Source organism: Streptomyces sp. NPDC111656, from assembly GCF_055656965.1.
In genome coordinates, this window is record NZ_JBVKCA010000003.1 from 164,231 (window position 1) to 190,160 (window position 25,930).

The window sequence follows — 25,930 nt, forward strand, 5'->3', positions numbered from 1 at the left end:
ATGAGCCCGTTCCGCATCGACACCATTGACATGCACGCAACACGCTTCCAACCTGAACCCCAAAGGTCCATACCTTCTCCGGCAGTTGAGAATGGAAGGGGTTCACCCATGCGACGTGTTACGCGTCTTCGCTGGGGCCTGTCCGTCCTGTTGGCTCTCGGCACGTGCACTCTGGGGCTGTTGCCCGTCGACACGGCGACGGCACAACCGTCCAGTCCCCGCCCCCTCTCCCCCGGCCTGGTCACCGCCATGCAGCGGGACCTCGGCCTCACCGCGTCGCAGGCCCGCACCAGGGGCGAGCGTGAAACCGCCGCCGCCGAGCTCGCGCCGCGGGCCGAACGGGCGGCGGGGCGTACGTTCGGCGGTTCCTGGTACGACCCGGCGCGCGGCACCCTCGTCGTCGGAGTCACCGACACGGGCACCGCGACGGCCGATGCCGTACGAGCCACCGGCGCCACGGTCGTACGGGTCGCGCACAGCGCCCGGACGCTGGACGGGGCCAAGGCCGCCCTCGACGACACCGCCACGTCGGACGGCGCCCCCACAGCCGTCCGCAGTTGGCATGTCGACCCGCGCACCAGCAGCCTGGTGGCCGAGGTCCGAAAGGGCGCGGAACACAGCGCCGCGGTGACGGCGTTCCTGGCGCCCGCGCGCGAGGCAGGTCTGCTCACGGTCCACACCTACGCCGCCGCGCAGGCGCCGCGCACGTTCTCCGCGGGCACCGTCGGCGGCGACCCGTACTACATCAACGGCAACACCCGCTGCTCCATAGGCTTCTCCGTGGTGGGCGGCTTCGTGAGCGCCGGACACTGCGGCTCGGCCGGCAGCTCGGTGGCGGGCTGGGACGGCTCGGCGATGGGCACCTTCGCCGGATCGTCGTTCCCGGGCAACGACTACTCGTACATCCGGATCGGCAACGGCTGGTGGACCGTACCGGTGGTGCTCGGCTGGGGCACCGTCAGCGACGTACTGGTCCGCGGCTCGGCCGTGGCCCCCGTCGGCTCGTCCATCTGCCGCTCCGGCTCCACCACCCACTGGCACTGCGGCACCGTGCTCACCCAGAACGAGACCGTCAACTACAGCCAGGGATCCGTCTACGGCCTGACCGGCACCAGCGTCTGCGCCGAACCCGGCGACTCCGGCGGCTCGTTCATCACCGGCGACCAGGCCCAGGGCGTGACCTCGGGCGGCTGGGGCAACTGCACGAGCGGCGGCCAGACCTGGTTCCAGCCCGTGAACGAGATCCTCAGTACGTACGGACTCACCCTCGTCACCGCCTGACCGCCACGGGCCGCGGGCCGAGCGTTCCCCGCTCGGCCCGCGGGCCGCGGAGAAACGCTCCGGCGGTCACCGGCAGGTCACTGCTGACGGAGGTCCTTCACCCGGCGGAGCTTGCCCAGCGAGCGTTCCAGGGTCTCCGGGTCGACGATCGCCACCTCGACGGTGACCCCCACGCCGTCCTTGACGCCCTGGGCGATCGTCTTCGCGGCCGCCTCCCGCTGCTCGGCCCCGGCCCCGGGACGCGCCTCGACGCGGACGGTCATGTGGTCCATCCGGCCGCGCCGGGTCAGCTGCACCTGGAAGTGCGGGGCGACTGCGGGTGTGCGCAGCACGATCTCCTCGATCTGACTCGGGAAGACGTTCACACCGCGCAGGATGATCATGTCGTCGGAGCGGCCGGTGATCTTCTCGATGCGGCGGAAGGCGGGCCGGGCGGTGCCGGGCAGCAGCCGGGACAGGTCGCGGGTCCGGTAACGGATGATCGGCAGGGCCTCCTTGGTGAGGGAGGTGAAGACCACCTCGCCCTCCTCGCCCTCGGGCAGCACGGCTCCGGTGAACGGATCGACCACCTCGGGGTAGAAGTGGTCCTCCCACACATGCAGCCCGTCCTTGGTCTCGACGCACTCCTGCGCCACCCCAGGGCCGATCACCTCGGACAGGCCGTAGATGTCGACCGCGTGGATGTCCATGCGCTCCTCGATCTCACGGCGCATCGCCTCCGTCCACGGCTCGGCCCCGAAGATGCCCACCTGGAGGGAGGTCGTGCGCGGGTCGACGCCCTGCCTCTCGAACTCGTCGAGCAGGGTGAGCATGTAGGACGGGGTGACCATGATGATCTCGGGCTCGAAGTCCTGGATGATCTGCACCTGGCGGGCCGTCATGCCGCCGGAGGCGGGGATCACCGTACAGCCGGCGCGCTCGGCGCCGTAGTGCGCGCCCAGGCCCCCGGTGAACAGGCCGTAGCCGTAGGAGATGTGCACCTTGTGCCCGCGCCGGCCGCCGGCCGCACGGATGGAGCGGGCGATCATGTCGGCCCACATGGAGAGGTCGTTCTCGGTGTATCCGACGACCGTGGGGCGGCCCGTGGTGCCACTGGAGGCATGGATGCGCCGCACGTCCGCCATCGGGACGGCGAACATGCCGAAGGGGTACGTCTCCCGCAGATCCGCCTTGGTGGTGAAGGGGAACCGCGACAGGTCCTCAAGGGAGCGGCAGTCGTCGGGCTTGATCCCGGCCTCGTCGAACTTCCTGCGATACAGCTCCACGTTGGCGTACGCATGCCGCAACGTCGCCCGCAGCCGGTCGAGTTGGAGCTCCCTCAGCTGCTCGCGGGTGAGGCGCTCGCCCTCGTCCAGCAGATCCTGGGGAAGCGGCTCTCCCCGGCGGGCCGGGCGGGGTCCCGTGGCCGCGCCGGCCGTCGCTGCGGTGTTCATCGCGACTCCTTCGTCGTCGTGCCTCTGATACTGCGGCTGCGTCCGCGGAACTCCGCGATCACCTCGTCGCCGCGCAGCACGCTCACGTCGTAGATGCCGCTGCGGCCGAACCGGGTGCGCTCCCGTGCCGTGGCCACCAGGGCATCACCCTCGTACGCCGGGGCGACGAAGTCGATGTCGGCCCCGGCCGCGACGGTCACGGGTCCGTGGCTGTTGCAGGCGCAGGCGAAGGCGGTGTCGGCGAGCAGGAACAGATAGCCGCCGTGAGCGATCCCGTGTCCGTTCACCATCGCCGGCGTCACGGTCATCCGGAGCACGGCGGTCCCTTCACCCTGCTCGAGAAGCTCGATGCCGAGCGCCCGGGACGCCTCGTCCGCGGCGAACATCGCCTCCGTGGGCGTCGCCCCGGCCGATGTCACTCCTGTGGCCTGCGTCACCTTTTTCACCACCTTGTGTCCCGACCGAACATTCGGTTAGCGTGCGGCACGGCCTAGTAATCCAGCATCACCACTGCCTGTCAAGAGGTGGAACGCATGCCCCAGAACCTCCCCGAGCGTCCGGACTTCTTCGCCCGTCACCGCGCCCTGCTGGAGCAGGCGGTCGCCGCCACCGCGAGCCGCGGCCACTGGACCCCGTATCCGGAGTCGCCCAGCAAGTCGGTGTACGGGGAGGACGCTGCGAAGGCCGGGGAAGCGGCCTTCCATGAGCGGCTGGGCGGTCATTTCGAGCTGCCCGGCCACCCGGCGAGCGGCACGACATCCGCCACGGAGACCTCACCGTACGGCTTCCCGCTCGGTGTCACCTACCCCCGCCTCACGCCGGACGAGGCCGTGGCCGCCGCGCGGGCCGCCACCGGCCCCTGGCGTGCCGCGGGCCCCGACGCCCGGGCCGGTGTGGCGGCGGAGATCCTGGCCCGGCTGAACGCCGCGAGTTTCGAGATCGCGCACGCCGTGCAGCACACCACCGGCCAGGCCTTCGTGATGGCGTTCCAGGCGGGCGGACCGCACGCCCAGGACCGCGGTCTTGAGGCGGTGGCGTACGCCTGGGCGGAGCAGAAGCGCCATCCGGGGGCGGCCCGCTGGAGCAAGCCGCAGCGCAAGGGCGGTCCGCTGCTGATGGAGAAGAAGTTCACGCCGGTCGGCCGCGGGGTGGCGTTGTTGATCGCCTGCAACACGTTCCCGACCTGGAACGGCTACCCCGGTCTGTTCGCCAGTCTGGTCACCGGCAACCCTGTCGTCGTCAAGCCGCACCCGGGCGCCGTCCTGCCTCTGGCGATCACCGTGCGGATCGCGCGCGAGGTGCTGGCCGAGGCCGGGTTCGACCCGAACCTGGTGATCCTCGCGGCGGAGGGCGCCGAGGAACGTACGGCTGCGGCGTACGCCGTCCACCCGGACGTACGGATCATCGACTTCACCGGCTCCACCGCCTTCGGGGACTGGCTGGAGACCCACGCCCGCCAGGCCGCCGTGTACACGGAGAAGGCGGGCCTGAACACCGTCGTCCTGGATTCGACGGACGACTACCGCGGGCTGCTGGGCAACCTGGCCTTCTCGCTGTCCCTCTACAGCGGGCAGATGTGCACCACCCCGCAGAACCTCCTCGTCCCCCGCGAGGGCTTCGCCACCGACCAGGGCGTGAAGACCGCCGACGAGTTCGCCGCCGACCTCGGCGCGGCGCTCGACAAGCTGCTCGGCGACCCCGCCCGCGCGGCCGGCACACTCGGGGCGATCGTCAACGACGGGGTGCGGGAGCGACTGGAGGAGGCGGCCGGGCTCGGTCGTACGGTGCGGGCGTCGGCGCCGGTCGAGCACCCCGAGCACCCGGACGCGGTCGTCCGTACGCCGTTGGTGGCCCGGCTGGACGCGGAGGCCGACCGGGAGACCTACACGCGCGAGTGGTTCGGGCCGATCTCCTTCGTGATCGCCACCGACTCCACCGAGCACAGTCTGCGGATCTTCCGGGAGACCGTGCGCTCGCACGGCGCGCTGACCGCCGCCGTCCACTCCACCGACGAGGACGTGCTCGCCGCCACCGAGCTGGCGGCCCTCGACGCGGGAGTGCACCTGTCGGAGAACCTGACCGGCGGCGTCTTCGTCAACCAGTCCGCCGCTTTCAGCGACTTCCACGGCAGCGCCGCCAACCCGGCGGCCAGCGCCACTCTCTCCGACCCCGCCTTCGTCACCGGCCGTTTCGCCACGCTCCAGTCGCGTCGGCCCGCCACCGCCGAGGAACACACCGAGGAGTCCGCAGATGCCTGACGAGGTCTTTCTGATCGACGGTGCCCGCACCCCGCAGGGCCGGTACGGGGGCGCGCTGGCCTCCGTACGGCCGGACGACCTGGCGGCCCTGGTCGTCGGCGAGGCGGTGCGGCGCAGTGGGATCCCCGGCGAGGCCGTGGACGAGGTGGTCCTCGGCGCGGCCAACCAGGCCGGTGAGGACAACCGGGACGTGGCCCGCATGGCCGTGCTGCTCGCCGGCCTCCCGCACACCGTGCCCGGTTACACCGTCAACCGGCTGTGCGCGTCCGGGCTGACGGCGGTCGCGAACGCCGCCCAGGCGATCCGGTCCGGGGAGGCCGACCTCGTCGTCGCCGGCGGTGTGGAGTCGATGACCCGCGCGCCCTGGGTGATGGCCAAGCCCGGCACCCCGTGGGCCAAGCCGGGCGAGGTGCACGACACCTCGCTGGGCTGGCGCTTCACCAACCCGCGTTTCACGGCCACCGACCGCGCCGTACCGGCCGGCGCGGGTCCGCAGACGGCCAAGGTGACCCTGTCGATGGGAGAGACCGCCGAAGAGGTCGCCGCGCTCGACGGCATCACCCGCGCCGACTCCGACGCCTTCGCGCTGCGCAGCCACCAGCGGGCGGTGGCCGCGCAGGAGGCCGGCCGCTTCGACCGCGAGATCGTGCCGGTGCGGGTGAAGGACGGCGAGGTCACACGCGACGAGGGTCCGCGCCCCGGCACGACCCTGGAGAAGCTCGGCACCCTGCGGACCATCTTCCGGCCGGACGGCATCGTCACGGCCGGCTCCTCCTCGCCGCTGTCCGACGGCGCCGCCGCGCTGGTGGTGGCGAGCGCGGCGGCCGTCGAACGGTACGGGCTCACCCCGCGCGCCCGGATCATCACCGCCGCCTCGGCCGGCGTACAGCCCAACCTGATGGGGCTCGGCCCCGTCCCCGCCACCGAGAAGGCCCTTGCCCGGGTCGGCCTGGAGAGCGGGGACCTGGACGCGGTCGAGCTGAACGAGGCCTTCGCCGCGCAGGCACTCGCGGTGATGCGGCGGTTGAAGCTCGACGAGGAAAAGGTCAACGCCGACGGCGGTGCGATCGCGCTCGGCCATCCCCTCGGCTGCTCCGGCGCCCGCATCCTGCTCACGCTGATCGGCCGGCTGGAGCGCGAGGACGCCCGCCGGGGCCTGGCCACCCTGTGCGTGGGTGTCGGCCAGGGCGTCGCGATGCTCGTGGAGCGCGTATGAGCGCCGCGGACGAGTCCCCCGCTGATCGAGGCGCGCCTATGAGCGGCATGTACGAGACGTTGCTGGTCGAGGAGCGCGACGACCGGGTCGTCGTCACCCTGCACCGCCCCGAGGCCCGCAACGCCATCAGCGGGCTGATGATCCGCGAACTGCACGCCGTGTGCGACCTGCTGGAACGTGACCCGAAGTTCCTGCTGTTGACCGGGCACGGCGGTGTCTTCGCGGGCGGCGCCGACATCGCGGAGCTGCTGCGACGCGGGCGCGACGAGGCCCTTCAGGGCATCAACAGCCGCCTGTTCGAGCGGGTGCGCAGACTACCCATGCCGACCCTCGCCGCCGTCGACGGCTGGGCGCTGGGCGGCGGCGCCGAACTCTCGTACGCCTGCGATCTGCGCGTCGCGGGACCGGACGCGGTGTTCGGCAACCCCGAGCCGGGGCTCGGCATCCTCGCCGCGGCCGGGGCCTGTTGGCGGCTGCCCGAGCTGGTCGGCGAGTCGGTGGCCAAGCAGGTGCTGCTCGCCGGACGGAACCTGGACGCGCGGGCGGCGCTGGCGGCCGGCCTGGTCATCGATGTCGTACCGGCCGACCGGCTCCTCGACGAGGCGCACGCGCTGCTGGACCGGATGGCCCGCTCCTCGGCCGCGGCCTTGCGCCTGACCAAGCTCGTGGTCGACTCGCCGGGCGCCCATCCGGTCGCCGACGACCTGGCGCAGGCCGTGCTGTTCGAGGGACAGGACAAGCGGGAGCGGATGACTCGCTTCCTGGAGAAGAGGAGCAGCGTATGAACACCGCCGTCACCGGCACCGCGTCCGCGCCCTCCGTCGTGGGTGTGATCGGCGGCGGCCGGATGGGCGCCGGTATCGCCCAGTCGTTCGCGGCCGCGGGCTCGTCCGTGACCGTCGTGGAGAGCGGCGAGCACGCCGCGGCCGCCGCGCTGGACCGGATCGCCACCGGGCTGACGCGGGCCGCCGAGCGCGGCAGGCTCGACGCGCCCGCCGAGGACGTGCTCGGCCGGGTCACCGTCGTCGGCTCGGTCGACGAGCTGCCGCGGACGTCCGATCTCGTCGTCGAGGCCGTCCCCGAGGACGCCTCGCTCAAGGCCCGGCTGCTCGCCGCCGCCGAGCGGGCTTTGAGTCCGACGACCGTCCTGGCCAGCAACACCAGCTCCCTGTCGGTCACCGACCTCGCGTCGGCGCTCTCCCGCCCCGGGCGCTTCCTCGGCATGCACTTCTTCAATCCGGTACCGGCCTCCGAGCTGATCGAGATCGTCGTCGCCCCGGAGACCGAGGACGCGACCGTACGACTGGCGCTGGCCTGGACGCACGCCCTCGGCAAGAAGGACGTCGTCGTCAAGGACTCCCCCGGGTTCGCCAGCAGCCGCCTCGGCGTGGCGCTGGGCCTCGAGGCGATCCGCATGGTCGAGGAGGGGGTCGCAGGGCCGGAGGCCATCGACGACGCCATGAGTCTCGGCTACAAGCACCCCATGGGCCCGCTGCGCCTGACCGACCTGGTCGGGCTGGACGTACGCCTCGCCATCGCCGAGCACCTGCACGCCACGCTCGGGGAGCGCTTCGCACCGCCGCGACTGCTGCGTGACAAGGTCGCGCGCGGCGAGCTGGGGCGGAAGACGGGACAGGGTTTCTACCCTTGGCCCTGAGCGGCCCCGGCCGCGCCTCGGCCCCGGGCCCTGCCCGGCCGGACGAAGGTCATGCCCGTCCGCACGAAGGTCATGCCCGGCCGGACGAAAGTCTTGCCCGTCCGGAAGAAAACCGTCACACTGAAACCGAACGAATGGTCGGTAGGGAAGCTGGTATCGATGACCACGACACACTCCGCCGCCACCGGCGCCGACGGCGTCGGGCCGGCGGCCGAAGAGCGGCTCCAGGAGCACTTCGACGCGACCGTCGCGCGTGACCAGCGGGTCGAGCCGCGCGACTGGATGCCCGACGGCTACCGCAAGACGCTGATCCGGCAGATCGCGCAGCACGCGCACTCGGAGATCATCGGCATGCAGCCGGAGGGCGAGTGGATCACCCGCGCGCCGTCGCTGCGCCGCAAGGCCATCCTGTTCGCGAAGGTCCAGGACGAGGCCGGGCACGGGCTGTATCTGTACTCGGCGGCCGAGACCCTGGGCGCGGACCGCGCCGACCTCACCGAGCGGCTCATCGAGGGCCGTCAGAAGTACTCGTCGATCTTCAACTACCCCACCCTGAGCTTCGCGGACGTCGGCGTGATCGGCTGGTTCGTCGACGGCGCCGCGATCTGCAACCAGGTGCCGCTGTGCAGGAGTTCCTACGGTCCGTACGCGCGCGCCATGGTGCGGGTCTGCAAGGAGGAGTCGTTCCACCAGCGCCAGGGGTACGAGCTGCTGCTGACCATGATGCGCGGCACCGACGCCCAGCGGGCGATGGTGCAGGACGCGGTGGACCGCTGGTGGTGGCCGTCGCTGATGATGTTCGGGCCGCCCGACGACAACTCCCCCAACTCGGCCCAGTCCATGGCCTGGAAGATCAAGCGGCACAGCAACGACGAACTGCGCCGGCGCTTCGTGGACATGACCGTCCCGCAGGCCGAGAAGCTGGGCGTCGTCCTGCCCGACCCCGAGCTGCGCTGGAACGAGGAGCGCGGACACCACGACTTCGGCACCCCGGACTGGGACGAGCTGATGCGGGTCATCAAGGGCGACGGACCGTGCAACGCCGAGCGGATCTCCCGGCGGCGGACGGCCCACGAGGAGGGCGCCTGGGTCCGCGAGGCGGCCACCGCCCACGCGGCCAAGCAGAGCGAGCGAGCCCGGAAGGAAGCGGCGGCATGAACGACATCGACGGCAAGAAGGACGGCTGGCCGCTGTACGAGGTGTTCGTACGGGGCAAGCGCGGACTGAACCACGTACACGTCGGCTCGCTGCACGCCGCCGACGACGCGATGGCCCTGACCCACGCCCGTGACCTGTACACGCGTCGCAACGAGGGCGTGAGCATCTGGGTGGTGCGCTCGGAGCACATCGCCGCCTCCACCCGCGACGAGAAGGACCCGTTCTTCGCGCCGAGCGCCGACAAGGTCTACCGCCATCCGACCTTCTACGACATCCCCGACGACGTCCCGCACATCTGAGGAGCAGGGCATGAGTGACGACCACGTCTACCTGACCCTCGCCGAGGGACACGAGGACGACACCCGCTGGGCGTACGGCACCGGCTTCGAGGACCCCCTGCACGGGGTCGACACCACCGTGCCGGACGGGCTGGACGCCGCAGAACTGGCGGCCTCCTGCGTCGTGCTCGCCGACGACGCACTCGTGTCCGCCCAGCGACTGGCCGAGTGGACCACCCGTGCCCCCGAGCTGGAGGAGGAGGTGGCGCTCGCCAACATCGGCCTCGACCTGCTCGGCCAGGCCCGCCTGCTCTACGCGCGCGCCGGCCAGGTGGACGGCACGGGACGCGACGAGGACGCCTACGCCTACTTCCGCGACGCCGACGACTTCCGCAACGTACGCCTGGCCGAACTCCCCAACGGGGACTTCGCGTTCTCCGTCGTGCGGCTCCTGGCACTGTCCAGCTGGCGGCTCGCACACTTCGAGCGGCTCGCCGCGCACCCCGACCCGGTGCTCTCCGCCATCGCCGCGAAGGGCGTCAAGGAACTGGCCTACCACCGCCAGTACGCGGCCGAGTGGGCCGTGCGACTCGGCGACGGTACGGCGGAGTCCCACCGCAGGATGCGTACGGCGCTGGAGCGGGTCGCCCCGTACCTGGGCGAGTTGTTCACGGCCTACGACGTACGGGACGAGGTCGTCGCCGTGCTGCGTCAGGTGACCGAGGCGGGCGGACTGCCCATGCCCGTGTACCGGCCGTTGCCCGGCTGCGGACGCGCGGGCGAGCACACCGAGCATCTGGCGCCGCTGCTGGCCGAGTTGCAGAGCGTGGCCCGCGCCCACCCGGAGGCGACATGGTGAGCGTACTGACCGATGTGCGACGGGCCCGGCACATCGCCGAACAGGTGCCCGACCCCGAGCTGCCCATGCTCACCCTCGCCGACCTGGGCGTGCTGCGCGAGGTGTCGCTCGCCCCCGACGGCACGGTCGTCGCGAGCCTCACGCCGACCTACTCGGGCTGCCCGGCGATGGCGGAGATGCGCGCCGACGTGGCCGCGCGGCTTGCCGCCGCGGGATACGAGCGCGTCGAGATCCGTACCGCCCTCGACCCGCCGTGGACCAGCGACTGGATCACCCCGGCGGGCCGCCGCAAGCTCACCGAACACGGGATCGCCCCGCCCGGCGCCGTGCCTCGGCGCCCGGCCGGTCCGGTGCCGCTCGTGCTCACCACCACCCGGCGGGCCGCCGTGCCCTGCCCGCGCTGCGGCTCGGCGGACACGGAGGAGACCTCCCGCTTCGCCGCCACGTCCTGCAAGGCGCTCTGGCGCTGCCGCGCCTGCCTGGAACCGTTCGAGTACGTCAAGGAGATCTGATGGACGACCTGATGGAGTCGGCCGCCCCCGCCCCGGCGGTACGCTCGCGTGCCCGCCGTCGGCCGGCCTTCCACTCCCTGCGGGTCGCCGCCGTGCAGCCCCTGTGCGAGGACGCGGCCGCGGTCAGCTTCGACATCCCGGCGGAGCTGGCCGAGGAGTTCACCTTCGCCCCCGGGCAGTCGCTCACCCTGCGGCGCGAGATCGACGGCCGTGACGAGCGCCGCTCGTACTCCATCTGCTCGCCGGCCGGATCGGTGCCGCGCATCGGGGTGCGGGTGGTGCCCGGCGGTCTGTTCTCCGCCTGGCTGGTGCGGGAGGTGCGCCCCGGCGACATGGTCGAGGTCATGGCCCCGACCGGCGCCTTCACGCCCGACCTCGCCACCCCCGGCCATCATGTGCTGATCGCCGCGGGCTCCGGCATCACCCCCATGCTGTCCATCGCCGAGTCGGTGCTGGCCGCGGACTCCCGCTCGACGGTCACCCTCTTCTACGGCAACCGGCGCACCGACACCGTGATGTTCGCCGACGAGCTGGCCGACCTGAAGGACCTCTACCCGGCCCGGTTCCAGCTCGCCCACGTCCTCTCCCGCGAGCCCCGCGAGGCCGAGGTGCTCTCCGGCCGACTGGACGCCGAGCGGCTGTCGGCGCTCGTCGGCTCGCTGGTCGACGTGGCGGGCACGGACCACTGGTGGCTGTGCGGCCCGCACGGCATGGTCCGCGACGCCCAGCGGGTGCTGGCCGGGCTCGACGTGCCGGCCGACCGGGTCCACCAGGAGCTGTTCTACGCCGACGACGAGCCCGTGCGAGAGGTGCACCACCAGGACACGGCCGCCGTGGGCCCGGTCAGCGAGGTCACCATCACGCTCGACGGCCGCTCCACGACCGCCGCCCTGTCCCGCGGTCGGAGCATCCTCGACGGCGCCCAGAAGACCCGCCCCGACCTGCCTTTCGCCTGCAAGGGCGGCGTGTGCGGCACCTGCCGTGCCCTGGTCACCGACGGCAAGGCCGACATGCGCCGCAACTTCGCCCTCGAACCCGCCGAGGTCGACGCGGGGTATGTCCTGACCTGCCAGTCGTTCCCGGTCACGGAGACGCTCGCCGTCGACTACGACAGCTGACGCGGTCGTCCATCACCATCGCGATCTCCATCGTCGGGAATGGTTGTGGCAGCTCGGCGTGACATCCGTCACGCCGAGTTCGCGTATCAACGTGGTGCGGTAGTACATGGCGCCTGGGCGATATAGCCAGACTTGCCACCCGCAATCCGACATACGTGCGCATGTTCCTCTGGCATATGCCAACCGTGGTCGCGTCACGCCGCCCGCCGGGCACATGAAGCCTCCTGACGGATCGTCAGGCCATGCCGCGCTCCGGTCAGCCGGGTCTGCACACCGATACGCCCGATTCAAGGACTTTCGGGGTCTACGAGGCCGGGTAGTAGTCGCGCTCGTTGCCGCTTACTCACGCAGGTTTTAACAATGGCGGCCCCAAACGGCGTCACCACAGCTCAGGCACAGTCTTCGTGCGGAGCCGGCCCACCGGTGGCGCCCCCGCGACGACCGAGCGAGGCCCGCATGAGCAAGCACCGCAGGAAGACGCGCCACCGGCAGATCACCATCGCTGCCGTCGTGCTGAGCGCGCTGGCAGTACCGACCGCCGCCATGGCGTGTATGAACGACCAGAGCGCCCCGGACGCCAGGTCCTCCGGTCAGCGGCAGAGCTGGAAGAACTGGCAGAACGCGTCCCTGCAGGAACGCGCGTCTCTGAGGGAGCGGTGGAAGGGTGGCGGGTGGACCGCGCATCCCCAGAAGCCGACTGCGCAGGCCACCACCGCCCCCTCCGCGCCGGCCGCGCCCTCCGCGCCTGAAGCGCCGGTCGCGACGGCGCCCGCCGCGCCCGAGGCACCCGCCTCCACGACTCCCGCCGCACCGGAGGCGCCCGCTTCGGCGGCACCCGCCGCGCCCGAGGCCCCTGCCTCGTCGGCACCCGCCACACCCGAGGCACCCGCCTCGTCGGCACCCGCCGCGCCCGAGGCCACCGCCAGCGCGTCCCCGAGCACGACGGCCCCGGCATCCGCCGCAGTGACTCGTGTCGTGGCCCTGGTCAACAGTGAGCGCGGCAAGGTCGGCTGCTCCCCGCTGACCCTGAACGCGAAGCTCTCGAAGGCCGCCCAGGATCACAGCGCGGACATGGCGAGCCACCAGAACATGTCACACACGGGCTCCGACGGTTCGGATCCCGGTCAACGCATCACGACCGCCGGCTACACCTGGAGTGCGTACGGCGAGAACGTCGCGTTCGGATACTCCACCCCCGAGGCGGTCATGGCGGGCTGGATGTCGAGTCCCGGCCACAAGCGCAACATCCTGGACTGCGACTTCAAGGAGATCGGCGTGGGTCTCGCACAGCCCGGCAGCTACTGGACGCAGGACTTCGCCGCCGCCCGTTGACCTACGCCTCGCGGCGGCCTTCGTCAGCCTCCTCCGTTGCGCCCGCACGGTGTGAAGAAGCCGAGCGCGACACCCGGGTCCGCCGGTTCGCCGACCCGCTCGGCGAACCGGATCCGGCCGCCCCGGGACGGGACGGAGCCGGGGCAGCCGTCGCGACCGGTCTCGGCCACCGGTTCGGGACCGGCCGAGTATGGAACGCCCGGGTAAGGAAGGGCCGGGTCGGAAACTGCCGGGTCGTGCACCGCCGGGTCGGAGACTGCCAGGTCGGCAACTGCCGGGTCGTGCACCGCCGAGCCCTGGACCGCCGGGTCCCCAACCGCCAGACCGGCAACCGCCAGGCCGCGAACCTCCGGATCGGCAACCGCCAGACCGGAAACCGCCGGGCCGTGCACCGCCGAGCCCTGGACCGCCGGGTCCCCAACCGCCAGACCGGCAACCGCCAGGCCGCGAACCTCCGGATCGGCAACCGCCAGACCGGAAACCGCCGGGTCGTGCACCTCCGGATCGGCAACCGCCAGGCCGGAAACTGCCGGGTCCTGGACCGCCGGATCGGCAATCGCCGGATCCGCAACCGCCGGCTTGTGGAGCAGCAGCAGCGCCGCGTCGTCGTGCAGTCGGCCGCCCACATGCGCCAGCAGTTCATCGTGCAGCGCGGTGAGCGTGCGCGCCGGCTCGTCGCACAGGTGGCGCGCCAGCCCCTCGGCCAGCGGGTAGAACTCACGGCGATGGTTGCGGGCCTCGGTGACCCCGTCGGTGTAGAGCAGCAGCTGATCCCCGTCGGCGAAGGGCAGCACCTGGAGACTGGGAGTCTCGCCCGTGAGAGCGCTCAGCCCGAGCGGCGGAGCGGGGTGGGTGGGATCCACCGGCACGACACCCCCGGACGCACGCACCAGCAGCGGCGGCGCGTGTCCGCAGTTCACCACCTCCAGATGCCCTGCCTGCGGGTATCCGGCCACAACGGCGGTGACGAAGTCGTCGGTACCGAGGTTGCGCGCCAGGCTCCGCTCGATCCTGGCGACGACGGCGAGGAGGTCGGGCTCGTCGTAGGCGGCCTCCTGGAAGACACCCAGGACGAGTGCGGCGGTGCTCACGGCCGGCAGCCCCTTGCCGCGCACATCCCCGACGATCAGCCTGACGCCGTACGGAGTGGGCACCAGCGCGTAGAGATCCCCGCCGATACGGGCCTCCGCCGCCGCCGCGCTGTAGCGGACCGCCACCTGAAACGGCCCGACCGTCGCCGGTACCGGCCTCAGCAGCGCGTGCTGGGCGGCCTCCGCGACCGAGCGGACGGCCGCGAGCACCCGCTCACGACGCCCCCGCAGCGCGCCGGACAGGCCACTCGCGAGAGTGACGGCCGCCAGCGCGGACAGCACGGCGACCAGTTCGCGGCCCGGCACACCGTCCCGCATGCCGAGCGCGGCACCCAGCACCGCGGCGAGGAGACCGACGCAGAAGACCCCGCGCGGCCCGCTGGTCGTGGCGGCCAGCGCGGGCCCGGCCACGAGCAGGGAAAGCCAGATCATGCCGGCTCCGCCGAGGAGGTCGACGAGCACGACGACGAGAACGATCAGCACGGACAGCACGGGTGTACCGGCGGCCAGGTGCGCGGCGGCACGTGTCCGGGCCGATGACCCGGGACCGGCCACGCGGTTCCTGAACAGCCTTATCGGCCAGGGGGCGCCGCCATGGTCTCGGGCCTGACTCATGTTTCGTCCGCAGTCCTCACCGTGCGCCACCCGCACTACCGAAATGTCCGTTTCATCCAGGAAACGGGTTCGGGCCGGACGCGACAAGGACAGGGATTTCAAATAGTGAGCGAGAGGCTCCTGGTCACGCGGTTCGCGGTCGGCGTCAACCGCTCCAGAACCTCCTCGAACCGGGAGAGCCGGTTCACCGGCAGCGAGACGCCGAGCGAGCCGAGTGTCTCCCCGCTGTACACCGGCACCGCGACACACACCGTCCCCAGCGCGTACTCCTCCAGGTCCGTGACGGCCGGAGCCATCGGCGAGGAGTCCAGCCGCCGCAACAGTTCCCACGGACTCGTGATCGTCCGCGGCGTGAGATCCGCCAGGGGATGCCGCGAGAGGTAGTCCTCGCGCGACTCGTCGTCCAGCTCCCGCAGCACACACTTGCCCAGCGCGGTCGCGTGCCCCGCGTCCTCCATCCCCACCCACAGATCCACCCGCGGCGCCCGGGGACTGTCGACGATCTCCGCGACCCGGATCTCACCGTCCTCATAGAAGGTGAGATAGGCGGCAGCCGCGATCTCGTCCCGCAACGCCGCCAGCGTGGGGCGCACCCGCCCCAGCAACGCCTGCCCGCGCCCCGAACTGTGCAGCGACTGCACCTTGTCCCCCAGCACGAACCCGCCGTCGTCCAGCTTCCGCACATAGCCGTCGTGCACCATCGTCCGCAGCAGGTGGTACGCCGTGGCCAGGGGCAGCCCCGTCTCCCGTGCGAGATGCTTCGCCGGCACACCGTTCTCGTGCGCGCCCACCGCCTCCAGCAGACGAAACGCCCGCTGCACGGACGTGATCAGCGTGGGGCCGTCACGAACACCCATACGACCAGAGTGCGCCGGTCAGGCCGCACGAGCAAGGCGGCACCGCCCCACCCGACTCCGCGCGCGGATCCGGCGTACGGCCGATGCCCTGGCTTGAGGGCGGAACGGCGCCGCGGGAGGCTGGAGACGACGCCCTCGATGGGCGCCCGGTTTCCTCCGGGCGCTCCTCAGGGCTCCGCCGAGGCGAGACGAGGGTAAGAACCCATGGATAGCGAGCATGTCGCATCCGGAGGCAAGGTGCCGACGCCCGTACCGGAGGACTCCGCGGTCGTCGTCGACGCCCGGGGGTCGGTCATGGTCTGGAGTGCCGGAGCCACGCAGCTGCTCGGCTACGAACCCGAAGAGATCGTCGGCCGCCACGCCACCGACCTGCTCGCCGCCGACCTGCCCGCCTCCGCGCGGCGCCACATCGCCGAGGGGCGTCAGTGGGCCACCGAGGTGGCCCTTCGGCACCGGGAGGGGGGTCGTGTCGTGGTGCGGCTGCGGGGAGCGCCGCTGGTGGACGCGGCGCGCCGCAGGCTCTGGCTGGTGACCGGCGCGGCGCTGACGAACCCCGCCGGACCGTCCGACCCGAATGCGGCCGCGATGTGGGGCCGCACGCTGGCGCAGCTCCCGCTGCCGGTGGCGGTCTACGACCTCGATGCGCGGCTCGTGGCCGCCAACGAGGTCATGACGCGGGTGATGGGCAGGACCGAGGAGGAGATGCGGGGCCTGACGCTGTGGGAGATCGAGCCGAGCTGGCCCTTCGACGAGTACGACCGCCTCCAGCGGGAGGTACTGCGCACCGGTGAGATGATCTTCCATGAGCAGCACGGCCAGGCTCCCGGCGAGACGCGGGAGCATGCGTGGTCGATGTTCCTGTCGCCGTTGAAGGACGAGAACGGCACGGTGCGCGGGCTGTCGGCGGCCGTGTTCGACACCACCGAGCAGTACTGGGCCCGACAGCGTCTGGCCGTGCTCAACGACGCGAGCCTTCGCATCGGCAGCACCCTGGATGTGACCCGAACGGCCGAAGAGCTGGCCGAGGTGGCTGTGACCGGCTTCGCGGACTTCGTCACCGTGGACCTGCTGGAGTCCGTGGCGCAGGGCGAGGAGCCCCGGTCGGTGCCGCCCGGCGAGTCGGTCACGGTCCGCCGCGCCGCGCAGCGATCGGTACTGAAGGGATGTCCGGAGTCGGTGGTCGCCTCGGGCGGCACGAGCCTCTACCCGGCGGATTCGCTGCCGGTGCTGGCGCTGGTCAGCGGCCGGGGCACCCGGCACCGGTCGGACGATCCGGCGCTGCGGGCGTGGGTCGAATCATCCCCGGCCCGGGCCGCGACCGTGGGCAAGTACATGATCCACTCGGTGATGATGGTCCCACTGCGGGCCCGGGGGGTGACCCTGGGCATGGTGCACTTCCTGCGGCACCGGACGCCGGAGTCCTTCGGCGAGGACGACCTGCTGCTCGCGGAGGAGATCGTCGCCAGAGCGGCGGTGAGCGTGGACAACGCTCGCCGCTACACCCATGAACGCCGCACGGCGCTGGCGCTCCAACGCAGTCTGCTGCCCGAGCGGCCACCGGCTCTCACGGCGGTGGAGGTCGCCTACCGCTACCTCCCGGCCGGTTCCGGAGCCGACATCGGAGGGGACTGGCTCGACGTGATCCAGCTGTCCGGCGCGCGGGTCGCCCTGGTCGTGGGCGATGTGGTGGGCCACGGCATTCAGGCCTCGGCCACGATGGGGCGCCTGCGGACCGCCGTACGAACTCTCGCGGACGTCGATCTCGCCCCCGACGAGTTGCTCACCCAGCTCGACGACCTCGTCATCAGGCTCGACCGGGAAGAGGGTCCGGAGGCGCGCGGACGGGCGGAGGAGACGTCGGGCGAGGTCGGGGCCACCTGTCTGTACGCCGTCTACGACCCGGCGTCCCGCCGCTGCACCATGGCCCGCGCCGGGCACCCGCCACCCGCCCTGGTCACCGCGGACGGCACCGTGCGGTTCCTGGACCTGCCCGCCGGGCCGCCGCTCGGCCTCGGCGGTCTGCCGTACGAGTCCACCGAGGTGGAGCTCGGCGAGGGAAGCCTGCTCGCTCTCTACACCGACGGCCTGGTCGAGGCCGCCGACCGGGACATCGGCGTCGGGCTCGAACTCCTGCGCCGGGCGCTCAGCAGTCCGGCCGACACGCTGGAGGAGACCTGTGACCAGGTGCTGAGCACCGCATTGACCAGCCGTCCCGCCGACGACATCGTCCTGCTCCTGGCCCGTACCTCCGCGCTCGACGCCCGGCAGATCCGGACCTGGCACCTGCCGCTGGATCCCGCGGCCGTCGCCGGGGCCCGCAAGGTGGCGGGCGAACAGGTGGCCGCGTGGGGGCTGGACGAAACGGCGTTCGCCACCGAACTGATCGTCAGCGAACTGGTCACCAACGCCATCCGCTACGGCGAGGCGCCGATCCGGCTACGCCTCATCCGCGCCTCCACGCTCATCTGCGAGGTCTCCGACGGCAGCAGCACCGCCCCCCATCTGCGCAGAGCCCGCGTCTTCGACGAGGGCGGGCGCGGGCTGCTGCTGGTCGCCCAGGTCGCCGAGCGCTGGGGCAGTCGCCAGACCCCCACCGGCAAGACCATCTGGGCCGAACAGCCACTGCCCGCCTGACACCAGCACGCCCCCGCGCCGCCACCGGCGCCGACCGTGACGGTGCTGGCGGGCTCACGGCACCGGTCGTCCCTCGGGCGGACGCCGCCGGGCGGAGTTCACAAGGCGGTCGGCGAGCGCGACGACGAGATCGCGGAGCTCGTCAGGTCGCTCGATCACGAAGGGCAGATCGAGCGACGCGAGCACCGGAGGCAACCAGTCGAGCCGTTCCACACGCAACCGGACACGCGACCAGAGCTCCGCATCACCGTCCGCGCGTCCCCAAGCCCGCGGCTCCTCGACGATCGCGACGCTGGCCGGAAGCCGGACACGGATCTGCTCGACCGTCCCCCGGATCGACAGGATCACTTCGTGCCGGTACGGAGCCTCGGCGAACCCCGACACCACGCGCCGCGCCGGATCGAGTCCCGCGGGCGGCTCGAAGGAGCCCGGCAGGGACCTCGCGTCCGCGATGCGGTCGAGCCGGAACGTGCGGTCCGCACCGCTCTCGGGCTCCGCACCGGTGACGTACCACCGGCCCGAGTGGACGACGAGCCCGTACGGGTGCACCGTGCGGGCGCTGTGCCTGCCGTCTCCGGCGGTGTACCGGATCGAGAGGGGCCGGCGATGGCGGATCGCGTCGGCGATCGGAAGCAGGACCGCGCTCTCCGCTGCGGCTGTCTCGTCGGGCGGAGCGGTGAAGGTGAGGGAATCGAGCACGGCGTCGAGCCTTCGGGCGAGGTGCTTGGGCAGGACCCGCCGGATCTTGGCCGTGGCCGTCTCATGGGCGGTGCCCGTGGTCGTCGGCAGCCCGGCTCGGCGGCCGGCGATCAGGCCGAGCAGCACGGCCAGCGCTTCGTCGTCGCCGAGCATGAGCGGAGGCATGCGATGGCCGGGGGCGAGCCGGTACCCGCCGTAGCGCCCGCGCACCGATACGACGGGCACATCGAGGTCGACCAGGTGGTCCACATACCGGCGCACGGTGCGTTCGTCGACGTCGAGCCGCTCGGCGAGTTCGGCGGCGGTCCTGATGCCGCCCGACTGCAGGAGCTCCAGCAGGGTGAGCACGCGAGCTGTGGGCCTGGGCATGCTCAGAAGTATCCCCGCAATACCGGGCGGAATGTGTCCGCTATCTCTCCTAGCCTCCGTGAGTACGCATCCCACCGAACTCACCGGGAGATCATCGTGAACCTCGTCTCGATCCGCGTCATCACGGGCGATGTCGCACGCCTCGTCGACTTCTACGAGCGCGCGACCGGCACCCGGGCGAGCTGGTCCCACCAGGACTTCGCCGAGCTCAGGACGGCGTCAGCCACTCTCGCGATCGCCGGCGTCCGCACCGTGCCGCTGTTCGCGCCCGACGCCGCCCGTCCGTCCGACAACCGTTCCGTGATCATCGAGTTCCTCGTCGACGACGTGGACGGCGTGTACGAGAACCTGACCGGCTTCGTGGAGGACTTCGTCAACAAGCCCACCACCATGCCTTGGGGCAACCGTTCGCTGCTGTTCCGCGACCCCGACGGCAACCTCGTCAACTTCTTCACCCCGGTCAGCCCTGACGCCGTCAAGAAGTTCGCTTCCTGACGACGCCGAGGCGGAGCTGTCGGACTGGGCTACGCCGCGAAGGTGACCCCTCGCGCCGTGGTCATGAGCGGCGTGCGCGGCGGGACGCGTACACCGCCCCGGCACCGAGGGCGACCACCAGGGCCGCGCCGCCCGCGAGGGTGCCGACCGGCGCGCTCGCACCCGTCTCCGCCAGCGGCGGCCCGCTGTCGCTGGGCGACGGCTCGGGGGTGGCGGGCGGCGTCGACACCAGCGGGGGCACGTCCGGCGTCGTGGGAGGCGTGGTGGAGGGCTTGGGGCTGGTCGGCGGCGGGGTCGTCTCCTCGGCGGGAGGCTGTCCGCCCGCGGGAGTCGTGGGCGTGACCGGGGTGGCGGGAGTGGTCGGGGTCGACGGCGTCGGGGTGGGCGAGTCCGACGGGCCGGGGGTGCACGGCTGTTCGCCCCCGTTCCACGCCGCTATGAGGTGGTAGGGGGTGACGACGTTGTCGGGCTCGTAGGGCACGGGGCCGTGTCCCTCCCCCGTCTTCCCGTCGTAGGTGATGTCGTCGCCGTACAGGTCGATCTGGCCGTAGCAGTCCGGCGACTTCACGGTGAGCTTCTGCCAGGTCCGCTTCGCGTCGTCCGTACCGGCGACGTCGTCGGCGGTGAGGTAGACCGTGGCCTTGTCGACCAGGCTCTGGTGTCCGGAGACGTACCAGTTCGGCCCCTCGGTGGTGTATTCGGCGAGGGACACGGGGTACTTGCAGCCCTCCCCGACCGTCTGACGAGCAGCCAACCGGACCTGGACGCTCCCGGGAACGGTGTCCCACTGATGGAACCCGCCCTGCGACGTCCAGTCGGCGCCCACGACGTTTCCGTCGGCGCCGACGATGCGGTACTGGACCGTGGCGGACTCGCACGCCCCGGCGGTCGTGGCACTGGCCGCCCCCGCGCCGAGCAAGGGCACGGCGGAGGTGGCGAATGCGGTTACGGCGAGCACAGCCAGAGTTCTGGAGTGTTGCGAACGCGACAAGATGAGCCTCTGTGGAATCGAAAGTGTGGGAGGTGATGGCGCGCGAGTGACCGACGCGGACGGCAGAACTGGATGACCCGACGCAGGAACCGGCGGCAGGCATGCCGCCCGAGCCACTCGTGTCGCTTCGCTCGCTTCAGACGCGGCGAAGCGAGCTGGATTCTTGCAACTTCCCACAACTCCCGTCAATCCTTCACGGGTTGAACACTTTCCCCACGGAACACACCCCGGCAATAGGGGCCTTACGACACGAGAAGGCCCCCGGATGGTTCCGGGGGCCCTCACTCGTGTGGCAGGTCGGGTCAGCTGGGGACGGCGACCCGTCCGCTCGCGGCTGCCGTCACCGGCTTGGGGTTCAGCAAGCGCTCGGCCAACTCGCCGAAGACCAGGCCGAATCCGCCCCACAGGACGGTCTGGATGGCCAGTGCGGAGAGACGGAACCGCCACAGCAGGGTGGCCGGGAAGTCCTTCGGCACCTCGTTGATGACCGGCAGGAACGCGTACGCCAGACCGATCACGACGGCGAAGGCGGCCACCGCGCCAACGGTGGCGTACCAGGTGCCGATCCTGGGTGCCAGCCGCTTGCCCAGGATGGTCGCGGCGATCGCGAGGAGCACGCTGAGCACCATCATCAGGAAGTACAGGGTGGTCCGCTTGCCGATGGTGTCGGGGTTGCCGACCGACGGCGGGTTGGCCGGGTACTTCAGGAACGGCACGACGTACACGGCCAGCAGCGCGCAGCCGGACAGCAGCAGTGCGGTCGCCCGCGGGCTGAAGCGGCCGACGCGGCCGAGCGCGAAGGAGAACGCCAGCGCGGCGATACCGCCGAAGGCGACGCCGTAGACCAGAACACCGGTGGCGAGTCCGGCGGTGGACTGCAGAGAGCGGGAGACGATCTCCATCTCGTGCTCGTGGGAGTGGGCTTCCTCGAAGCTGATCGCGCTGTCGACGTTCGGCTCACCGAGGAAGTAGGCGGCAACCAGGGCGAGCAGGCCGGCACCGAGGCCGGCCAACATGCCCCGCACGAGCAGATTTCTTACCGTTGCGGAGTTCATGGGAGTGCTGGGGTTCCCCTCGGTCAGTGGCAGGGGAAGCCGAGAAGGTGGCGGGCGTCGTGTACCCACTCGTGGACGTCCGAGCCGGAGACGACGGAGGTGGCGCCCTGTTCGGCACCGACGAAGTACAGCAGGACGAGCATCAGAATGCCGAAGAAGACCGCCCACGGAGCTATCGCCTTGAGCGGCAGCTTGGCGGGAACGACGGGGGTGGTGGTTGTCGGCTGGGCGACGGTCTGCGCCATGGCAGGGCCTCCTCGGGAGTTCGCGTCCCATCTCGGTGGTGCACTGGACGACGGCTACGGGTCTGACTCACAAGGGGTCCAGCGGGCTGGAGCCTCTCGTTCACAGTGGCGCGACCGTGCCGGTTTCCCACCGGCTTCCGTCTTGCCGTCATCGATATCGCACCGACCGTACCGCGTGTCGGGTGTGGGGCCAAGACCGCGCCACCTGGCGTGATCTTCCTCTCGCACCAGGTGGGCGGTCCCCTGTGAACAGCGGGTCAGCGGTGGCGGAACCCGGCTGAGTCCGGGGCCCCGGCCTCGCTCTCAGACCGAGGGGGACCGGTCCGCGTCCTGGGACTCGGGCGTGTCCGTCGTTCGACCGAGCTTCTGTGCCTCCTCCAGCGTGCGAGCCCCGCGGAGGGGGGAGAACGTGAGCCAGAAGGAGACGACGAGGTAGGAGACGCCGACGGCCCACAGGGCCGTGCCGGGTGACAGGGCGTCAGCCAGCGCACCGCCGACGAGGGCTCCCAGGGGCAGCGTCCCCAGGGCGACAAGGCGGTAGCTCGCGGTCACCGCGCCGATCTGGTGCTCCGGCGGAATGGCCTGCCGCAGGCTGACGGCGAACACGTTGAACAGTGCGACGCCGAAGCCGTTCACCATCATGGCGACCGACGCGAACACGGCGACGTACCCGCCGACCTGGCTGACGGCGGGTACGAGGAGCAGACCCACCGCGGCCAGCACCGCACCCAGGGCCAGCACACCGCCGACGGCCCACCGTCGGGTGAGCCGGGTGGCGCAGAGCGAACCGATCAGTGCCCCCACACTGCCGATTCCGGTGATCACGCCCACGGTGGTGCCGCTCATGTCGAGGTCACGGACGGCGAACACGAGGAAGACGGTCAGGAAGGCCTTCTCGTGCAGGTTCGACAGGCCGGCCTGAACGCACAGGTCCCGGATCGGGCGCAGGGACCACGTGTAGCGGAGCCCGGAGCCGATCGCCTTCAGCGCCGACTCACGTGGCTGTTCGGGGGCCTTGACGCCCCGCAGCAGCAGTCCGCTCACGGCGGCACCGGCGGAGCATGCGGCGGCCACCGTCAGGGTCGGCGACACCCCCAACTGGCCGACGAGGAAGCCGGCCGCGGCCGGACCGGCGAGGGTGCTGACCGAATACGTCGCCTGGTGCAGGCCGTTGGCCGCGGCGATGGAGTTCAGCGGCAGGAGCCTGGGCAGCGTGGACTGGTAGGCGACTTCGTAGAAGACGGTGGCGACACCGATCACGGCGGCGACGACGACAAGTTGGCCGAAGTTCAGCCCGTCGGCCGCCTGGAACGCGGCGAGCACCGCAAGCGCCGCGCCCTGGGCGACACTCGCGGTGACGAGGGTGCGGCGCGGCGGATACCGGTCGACCATGACACCGGCGATCAGCGAGAGCACCACGACGGGGACGAACTGCACCGCCGAGACGAGTCCCACGCCCGTGCCGTCCGCATGGAGGTAGGTGACCGCGATCAAGGGTAGGAGAAAACTGGTCAGCTGTCCGCCGAAATGCGCCGAGGTTTCTCCGAGCCAGATGTTGCGGAAGTCTTTGTTGTCCGCGATCAGGATTCGAATATCCTTGTCGAATATGGCCACCGCAACCCCCGGTCAAGTCTTCATGAAAAAAATCACGGCAACGCTAGCATGGCGCACCATGGTCCGCTAGCGTGCGGATGGATGTCGCTGTCGCACCCCATTCACGGTAACAGGAGTCGCGGAATGTACGACCATTCAGGACTTACCGCCGAGGAAGTCGAACTGCTCCCGTCCGAGAAAGATGTCCGGCTTTATTCGGAGCGTGGCTGGTATTTGTCGGAGAAGCTGCTCACCGACGCCGAAGTGGACGCCCTGACCGACGCGAGCGAGCGCTACTACGCTGGTCAGCGCGATCGGGAGCTTCCGAAACAGCCGGACCGGCTGGCCGACTGGACCCCCGCCGACGGAGACGTCCAACGCAACAACGACTACATCCACTACCAAGACGAAACGATGAGGAAAATCCTGAGGAAACCCATTATCGGGGCGGTGGCCGCCCGCTTGGCACAGACGCCTGGAATACGCGTCTTCCAGGCCACGCTGATCTACAAGCCGCCCATCGCCGAGGAGAAGTCGAACATTGTCTCCTGGCACTTCGACAAGTATTTCTGGCCCACCTGCTCGTCGGACGAAATGCTCACCGCCTTCATTCCGTTCCACGACTGCACCGAGGAGTCGGGCACGATCACCATGGTGAACGGAAGCCACCGCTGGCGGCATCGGCACGGCGCCGCCCGGCCGGTCGGCGATCCTCAGGATGTGGGGCGCGACTATCTCCTGAACGGTGACGCGGAGCAAAACGGCGCCGTGGTCGAGAAGGTCCCGGTGCACATTCCCAAAGGACACATGACCTTCCACCACTGCCTCCTCTACCACGGCAGCGGCGCCAACCGCAGTCCCCGGCCGCGCCGGGCCATCTCGTTCCATCTCCAGGACGGGACGAACACCTACCGCGACCACACCCTGTCCGACGGCCGGCAGGAGCCCTACAAACACGATTTCCTGGTCCGCAGGACTGCCTCCGGTCAACCGGACTACTCCGACCCGGAGTTCTGCCCGGTGCTGTGGCCCGTCCGCGAGCCCGGCGGCCCGGAGGCCTCCCTCACAGGGGAGTGACGCGGGTCAGGTCCCACTCCTCCTCGCTCATGCCGGCGCCCGCCTCCTCACGGACCGCGTCGGCGAGAGCCTGGTCCGCCACCGTGTCCCGTCGCAGTCCGGCGGGCGCGGTGGCCGGCAGGGGAACGACGGCCGCCCACAGGGGGTGCAGCGAGGCCCCCCGGTGAACCTTCGCCTTCAGGGCGGAGGGCCCGAGGTGGAGCGTGGTCATCGCGTTGCGTTCCATGTGGTGGAGCGGTTCGTAGTACACGGCGTTGAAGTACTCGTAGGCGTTGCGCGTCCGCTCGTAGTCGAAGCCGGCCACCCGGGCGTAGAAGGTGTCCCGCCAGGCGAAGCACAGGCTGGCTCCGACCAGTTCCCCCTTCTCGTCGACGCAGCGGAACACGGTGCTCAGGTCGTCCAGGCAGTTCGCCTGGACCGTGAGGAACGTGTGGATCTCCGCGAGGTCGAGGGAGGCGTTGTACCGGTCCATGGTCTGGCCGACCAGTGGCGCGAACTCGTCGACGCACGCGGACAGCGGGGCCGTCTCCACGTGCAGCCCGGAGTCCGTGAAGCGCCGGATCTCGTACTCGCGCTTGCGGACGTTGCGGCCGAGCAGTTGGCGGTAGGACTCGAAGGTGGCGCCGTCGTTGTGCACCACGGCCTCGGCGGCTCGCAGCTGCGCCCGCACCCCGAACCGGCCCGATAGCAGCCGCAGGCTGTCGGTGGTGAGGAAGTCGAAGAGCAACGCGTCGCAGCCGAGCGCCGCGGCTCTCTCGGCGGCACCGGCGACCAGGGCGTCGAGCGCCTCCCCTGCCGTTCCGGGATCCTTCGGCAGCAGAAACTCGTTGTGGTAGCCGGTACGGGTACCAAGTCTGAGCACGGCGTGGCCCTCGGACACGTCCGGCAGGGGCGGTGCGTTCTCCGACGGGAAGTCGTAGTACGGCGTCCCGGCGAGGAGTTGGCCGTCGGCCTCGACCGTGAGGTAACCCGGGGTGGCGAACTCGGGCCGCTCCTGACCCCGCAGCCAGGCATGGCTCTGGTAGAAGCAACTGCCCGGCGCGAGCGCGTCCCAGGCCTCCCGGTCGATGTCGTCGATCGTCTCGAAGTGCCTCACATCAGGCATGT

The 25,930-nt window shown here is 71.1% G+C and carries 23 protein-coding genes, 1 pseudogene and 1 riboswitch; of the genes and pseudogenes, 14 read left to right on the plus strand and 10 right to left on the minus strand.

Features of this window, described 5'->3' with window-relative positions; all coding sequences use genetic code 11:
• Positions 1 to 108 precede the first annotated feature (108 nt).
• The gene (locus ACZ7M3_RS11090) at positions 109 to 1,281 is read left to right on the plus strand and encodes a S1 family peptidase (RefSeq protein WP_472062459.1); all 1,173 of its coding nucleotides are present in this window, start codon (positions 109 to 111) and stop codon (positions 1,279 to 1,281) included.
• Positions 1,282 to 1,358: 77 nt separating this feature from the next.
• On the opposite strand, the gene paaK is transcribed toward ACZ7M3_RS11090, so the two are convergent.
• Complete coding sequence (paaK, locus tag ACZ7M3_RS11095; protein ID WP_472062461.1) at positions 1,359 to 2,714, minus strand: phenylacetate--CoA ligase PaaK; 1,356 nt, start codon at positions 2,712 to 2,714, stop codon at positions 1,359 to 1,361.
• Positions 2,711 to 3,100 carry a hydroxyphenylacetyl-CoA thioesterase PaaI gene (gene paaI, locus ACZ7M3_RS11100; protein ID WP_121414055.1) on the minus strand — a complete coding sequence of 130 codons (390 nt, stop codon included), beginning with the start codon at positions 3,098 to 3,100 and terminating at the stop codon, positions 2,711 to 2,713. Before paaI ends, paaK begins: the two co-directional genes overlap by 4 nt.
• Positions 3,101 to 3,247: 147 nt before the next feature.
• On the opposite strand from paaI, the gene paaN reads away from it, so the two are divergent.
• The 10 genes from paaN to ACZ7M3_RS11150 all read left to right on the plus strand — a co-directional run bounded on the left by paaN (position 3,248) and on the right by ACZ7M3_RS11150 (position 13,102).
• Complete coding sequence (paaN, locus tag ACZ7M3_RS11105) at positions 3,248 to 4,972, plus strand: phenylacetic acid degradation protein PaaN (RefSeq protein ID WP_472062463.1); 1,725 nt, start codon at positions 3,248 to 3,250, stop codon at positions 4,970 to 4,972.
• Complete coding sequence (locus ACZ7M3_RS11110) at positions 4,965 to 6,188, plus strand: thiolase family protein (RefSeq protein ID WP_355301609.1); 1,224 nt, start codon at positions 4,965 to 4,967, stop codon at positions 6,186 to 6,188. Before paaN ends, ACZ7M3_RS11110 begins: the two co-directional genes overlap by 8 nt.
• The gene (locus tag ACZ7M3_RS11115) at positions 6,185 to 6,973 is read left to right on the plus strand and encodes an enoyl-CoA hydratase/isomerase family protein (RefSeq protein WP_472062465.1); all 789 of its coding nucleotides are present in this window, start codon (positions 6,185 to 6,187) and stop codon (positions 6,971 to 6,973) included. The genes ACZ7M3_RS11110 and ACZ7M3_RS11115 overlap by 4 nt, the downstream gene beginning before the upstream one ends.
• Positions 6,970 to 7,845 (plus strand): 3-hydroxyacyl-CoA dehydrogenase family protein, encoded by an 876-nt coding sequence (locus tag ACZ7M3_RS11120; RefSeq protein ID WP_472062467.1) that lies wholly within the window; start codon positions 6,970 to 6,972, stop codon positions 7,843 to 7,845. The genes ACZ7M3_RS11115 and ACZ7M3_RS11120 overlap by 4 nt, the downstream gene beginning before the upstream one ends.
• Before the next feature lie 159 nt (positions 7,846 to 8,004).
• Positions 8,005 to 9,003, plus strand: a complete 999-nt coding sequence (gene paaA, locus ACZ7M3_RS11125; protein WP_472062469.1) for a 1,2-phenylacetyl-CoA epoxidase subunit PaaA — start codon at positions 8,005 to 8,007, stop codon at positions 9,001 to 9,003.
• A complete protein-coding gene (paaB, locus tag ACZ7M3_RS11130; RefSeq protein ID WP_067360480.1) occupies positions 9,000 to 9,302 on the plus strand; it encodes a 1,2-phenylacetyl-CoA epoxidase subunit PaaB in 303 nt (100 codons plus the stop codon). The genes paaA and paaB overlap by 4 nt, the downstream gene beginning before the upstream one ends.
• A gap of 10 nt (positions 9,303 to 9,312) precedes the next feature.
• Positions 9,313 to 10,140, plus strand: coding sequence for a 1,2-phenylacetyl-CoA epoxidase subunit PaaC (gene paaC, locus ACZ7M3_RS11135; RefSeq protein WP_351295698.1), 828 nt, complete (start codon positions 9,313 to 9,315; stop codon positions 10,138 to 10,140).
• Positions 10,134 to 10,652, plus strand: a complete 519-nt coding sequence (gene paaD / locus ACZ7M3_RS11140) for a 1,2-phenylacetyl-CoA epoxidase subunit PaaD (RefSeq protein ID WP_472062471.1) — start codon at positions 10,134 to 10,136, stop codon at positions 10,650 to 10,652. The genes paaC and paaD overlap by 7 nt, the downstream gene beginning before the upstream one ends.
• Positions 10,652 to 11,770 carry a 1,2-phenylacetyl-CoA epoxidase subunit PaaE gene (gene paaE, locus ACZ7M3_RS11145; RefSeq protein ID WP_472062473.1) on the plus strand — a complete coding sequence of 373 codons (1,119 nt, stop codon included), beginning with the start codon at positions 10,652 to 10,654 and terminating at the stop codon, positions 11,768 to 11,770. The genes paaD and paaE overlap by 1 nt, the downstream gene beginning before the upstream one ends.
• Before the next feature lie 456 nt (positions 11,771 to 12,226).
• Positions 12,227 to 13,102 carry a CAP domain-containing protein gene (locus tag ACZ7M3_RS11150; RefSeq protein WP_472062475.1) on the plus strand — a complete coding sequence of 292 codons (876 nt, stop codon included), beginning with the start codon at positions 12,227 to 12,229 and terminating at the stop codon, positions 13,100 to 13,102.
• A gap of 548 nt (positions 13,103 to 13,650) precedes the next feature.
• Here ACZ7M3_RS11150 and ACZ7M3_RS11155 read toward each other — a convergent pair.
• A pseudogene (locus ACZ7M3_RS11155) lies at positions 13,651 to 14,808 on the minus strand (PP2C family protein-serine/threonine phosphatase); the annotation flags it as partial.
• A 98-nt stretch (positions 14,809 to 14,906) separates the two neighbouring features.
• The gene (locus tag ACZ7M3_RS11160) at positions 14,907 to 15,665 is read right to left on the minus strand and encodes an IclR family transcriptional regulator (protein WP_472062477.1); all 759 of its coding nucleotides are present in this window, start codon (positions 15,663 to 15,665) and stop codon (positions 14,907 to 14,909) included.
• A gap of 204 nt (positions 15,666 to 15,869) precedes the next feature.
• On the opposite strand from ACZ7M3_RS11160, the gene ACZ7M3_RS11165 reads away from it, so the two are divergent.
• Positions 15,870 to 18,299: a SpoIIE family protein phosphatase gene (locus ACZ7M3_RS11165; protein WP_472062479.1), complete on the plus strand. Its 2,430-nt coding sequence runs from the start codon at positions 15,870 to 15,872 to the stop codon at positions 18,297 to 18,299.
• Between the two features lie 54 nt (positions 18,300 to 18,353).
• Here ACZ7M3_RS11165 and ACZ7M3_RS11170 read toward each other — a convergent pair whose 3' ends face one another.
• Positions 18,354 to 19,367, minus strand: a complete 1,014-nt coding sequence (locus ACZ7M3_RS11170) for a helix-turn-helix transcriptional regulator (RefSeq protein WP_472062481.1) — start codon at positions 19,365 to 19,367, stop codon at positions 18,354 to 18,356.
• A 96-nt stretch (positions 19,368 to 19,463) separates the two neighbouring features.
• Here ACZ7M3_RS11170 and ACZ7M3_RS11175 point away from each other — a divergent pair, with 96 nt between their 5' ends.
• Positions 19,464 to 19,862 (plus strand): VOC family protein, encoded by a 399-nt coding sequence (locus ACZ7M3_RS11175; RefSeq protein WP_351295679.1) that lies wholly within the window; start codon positions 19,464 to 19,466, stop codon positions 19,860 to 19,862.
• 61 nt (positions 19,863 to 19,923) lie between these two features.
• On the opposite strand, the gene ACZ7M3_RS11180 is transcribed toward ACZ7M3_RS11175, so the two are convergent.
• From ACZ7M3_RS11180 to ACZ7M3_RS11195, 4 genes are all read right to left on the minus strand, one after another.
• Positions 19,924 to 20,820 carry a hypothetical protein gene (locus tag ACZ7M3_RS11180; protein WP_472062483.1) on the minus strand — a complete coding sequence of 299 codons (897 nt, stop codon included), beginning with the start codon at positions 20,818 to 20,820 and terminating at the stop codon, positions 19,924 to 19,926.
• 335 nt (positions 20,821 to 21,155) lie between these two features.
• Entirely contained in the window at positions 21,156 to 21,908 is a 753-nt protein-coding gene (locus ACZ7M3_RS11185) for a CbtA family protein (protein WP_075027966.1), read from the minus strand.
• 23 nt (positions 21,909 to 21,931) lie between these two features.
• Positions 21,932 to 22,153, minus strand: a complete 222-nt coding sequence (locus ACZ7M3_RS11190) for a CbtB domain-containing protein (RefSeq protein WP_054232543.1) — start codon at positions 22,151 to 22,153, stop codon at positions 21,932 to 21,934.
• A gap of 35 nt (positions 22,154 to 22,188) precedes the next feature.
• Positions 22,189 to 22,336: riboswitch (cobalamin riboswitch) on the minus strand.
• A gap of 120 nt (positions 22,337 to 22,456) precedes the next feature.
• Positions 22,457 to 23,767, minus strand: a complete 1,311-nt coding sequence (locus ACZ7M3_RS11195; RefSeq protein ID WP_472062485.1) for an MFS transporter — start codon at positions 23,765 to 23,767, stop codon at positions 22,457 to 22,459.
• Positions 23,768 to 23,848: 81 nt separating this feature from the next.
• Here ACZ7M3_RS11195 and ACZ7M3_RS11200 point away from each other — a divergent pair, with 81 nt between their 5' ends.
• Entirely contained in the window at positions 23,849 to 24,823 is a 975-nt protein-coding gene (locus ACZ7M3_RS11200; protein WP_472062487.1) for a phytanoyl-CoA dioxygenase family protein, read from the plus strand.
• Here ACZ7M3_RS11200 and ACZ7M3_RS11205 read toward each other — a convergent pair.
• The gene (locus ACZ7M3_RS11205; RefSeq protein WP_472062488.1) at positions 24,810 to 25,928 is read right to left on the minus strand and encodes a GNAT family N-acetyltransferase; all 1,119 of its coding nucleotides are present in this window, start codon (positions 25,926 to 25,928) and stop codon (positions 24,810 to 24,812) included. The genes ACZ7M3_RS11200 and ACZ7M3_RS11205 overlap by 14 nt on opposite strands.
• Positions 25,929 to 25,930 lie beyond the last annotated feature (2 nt).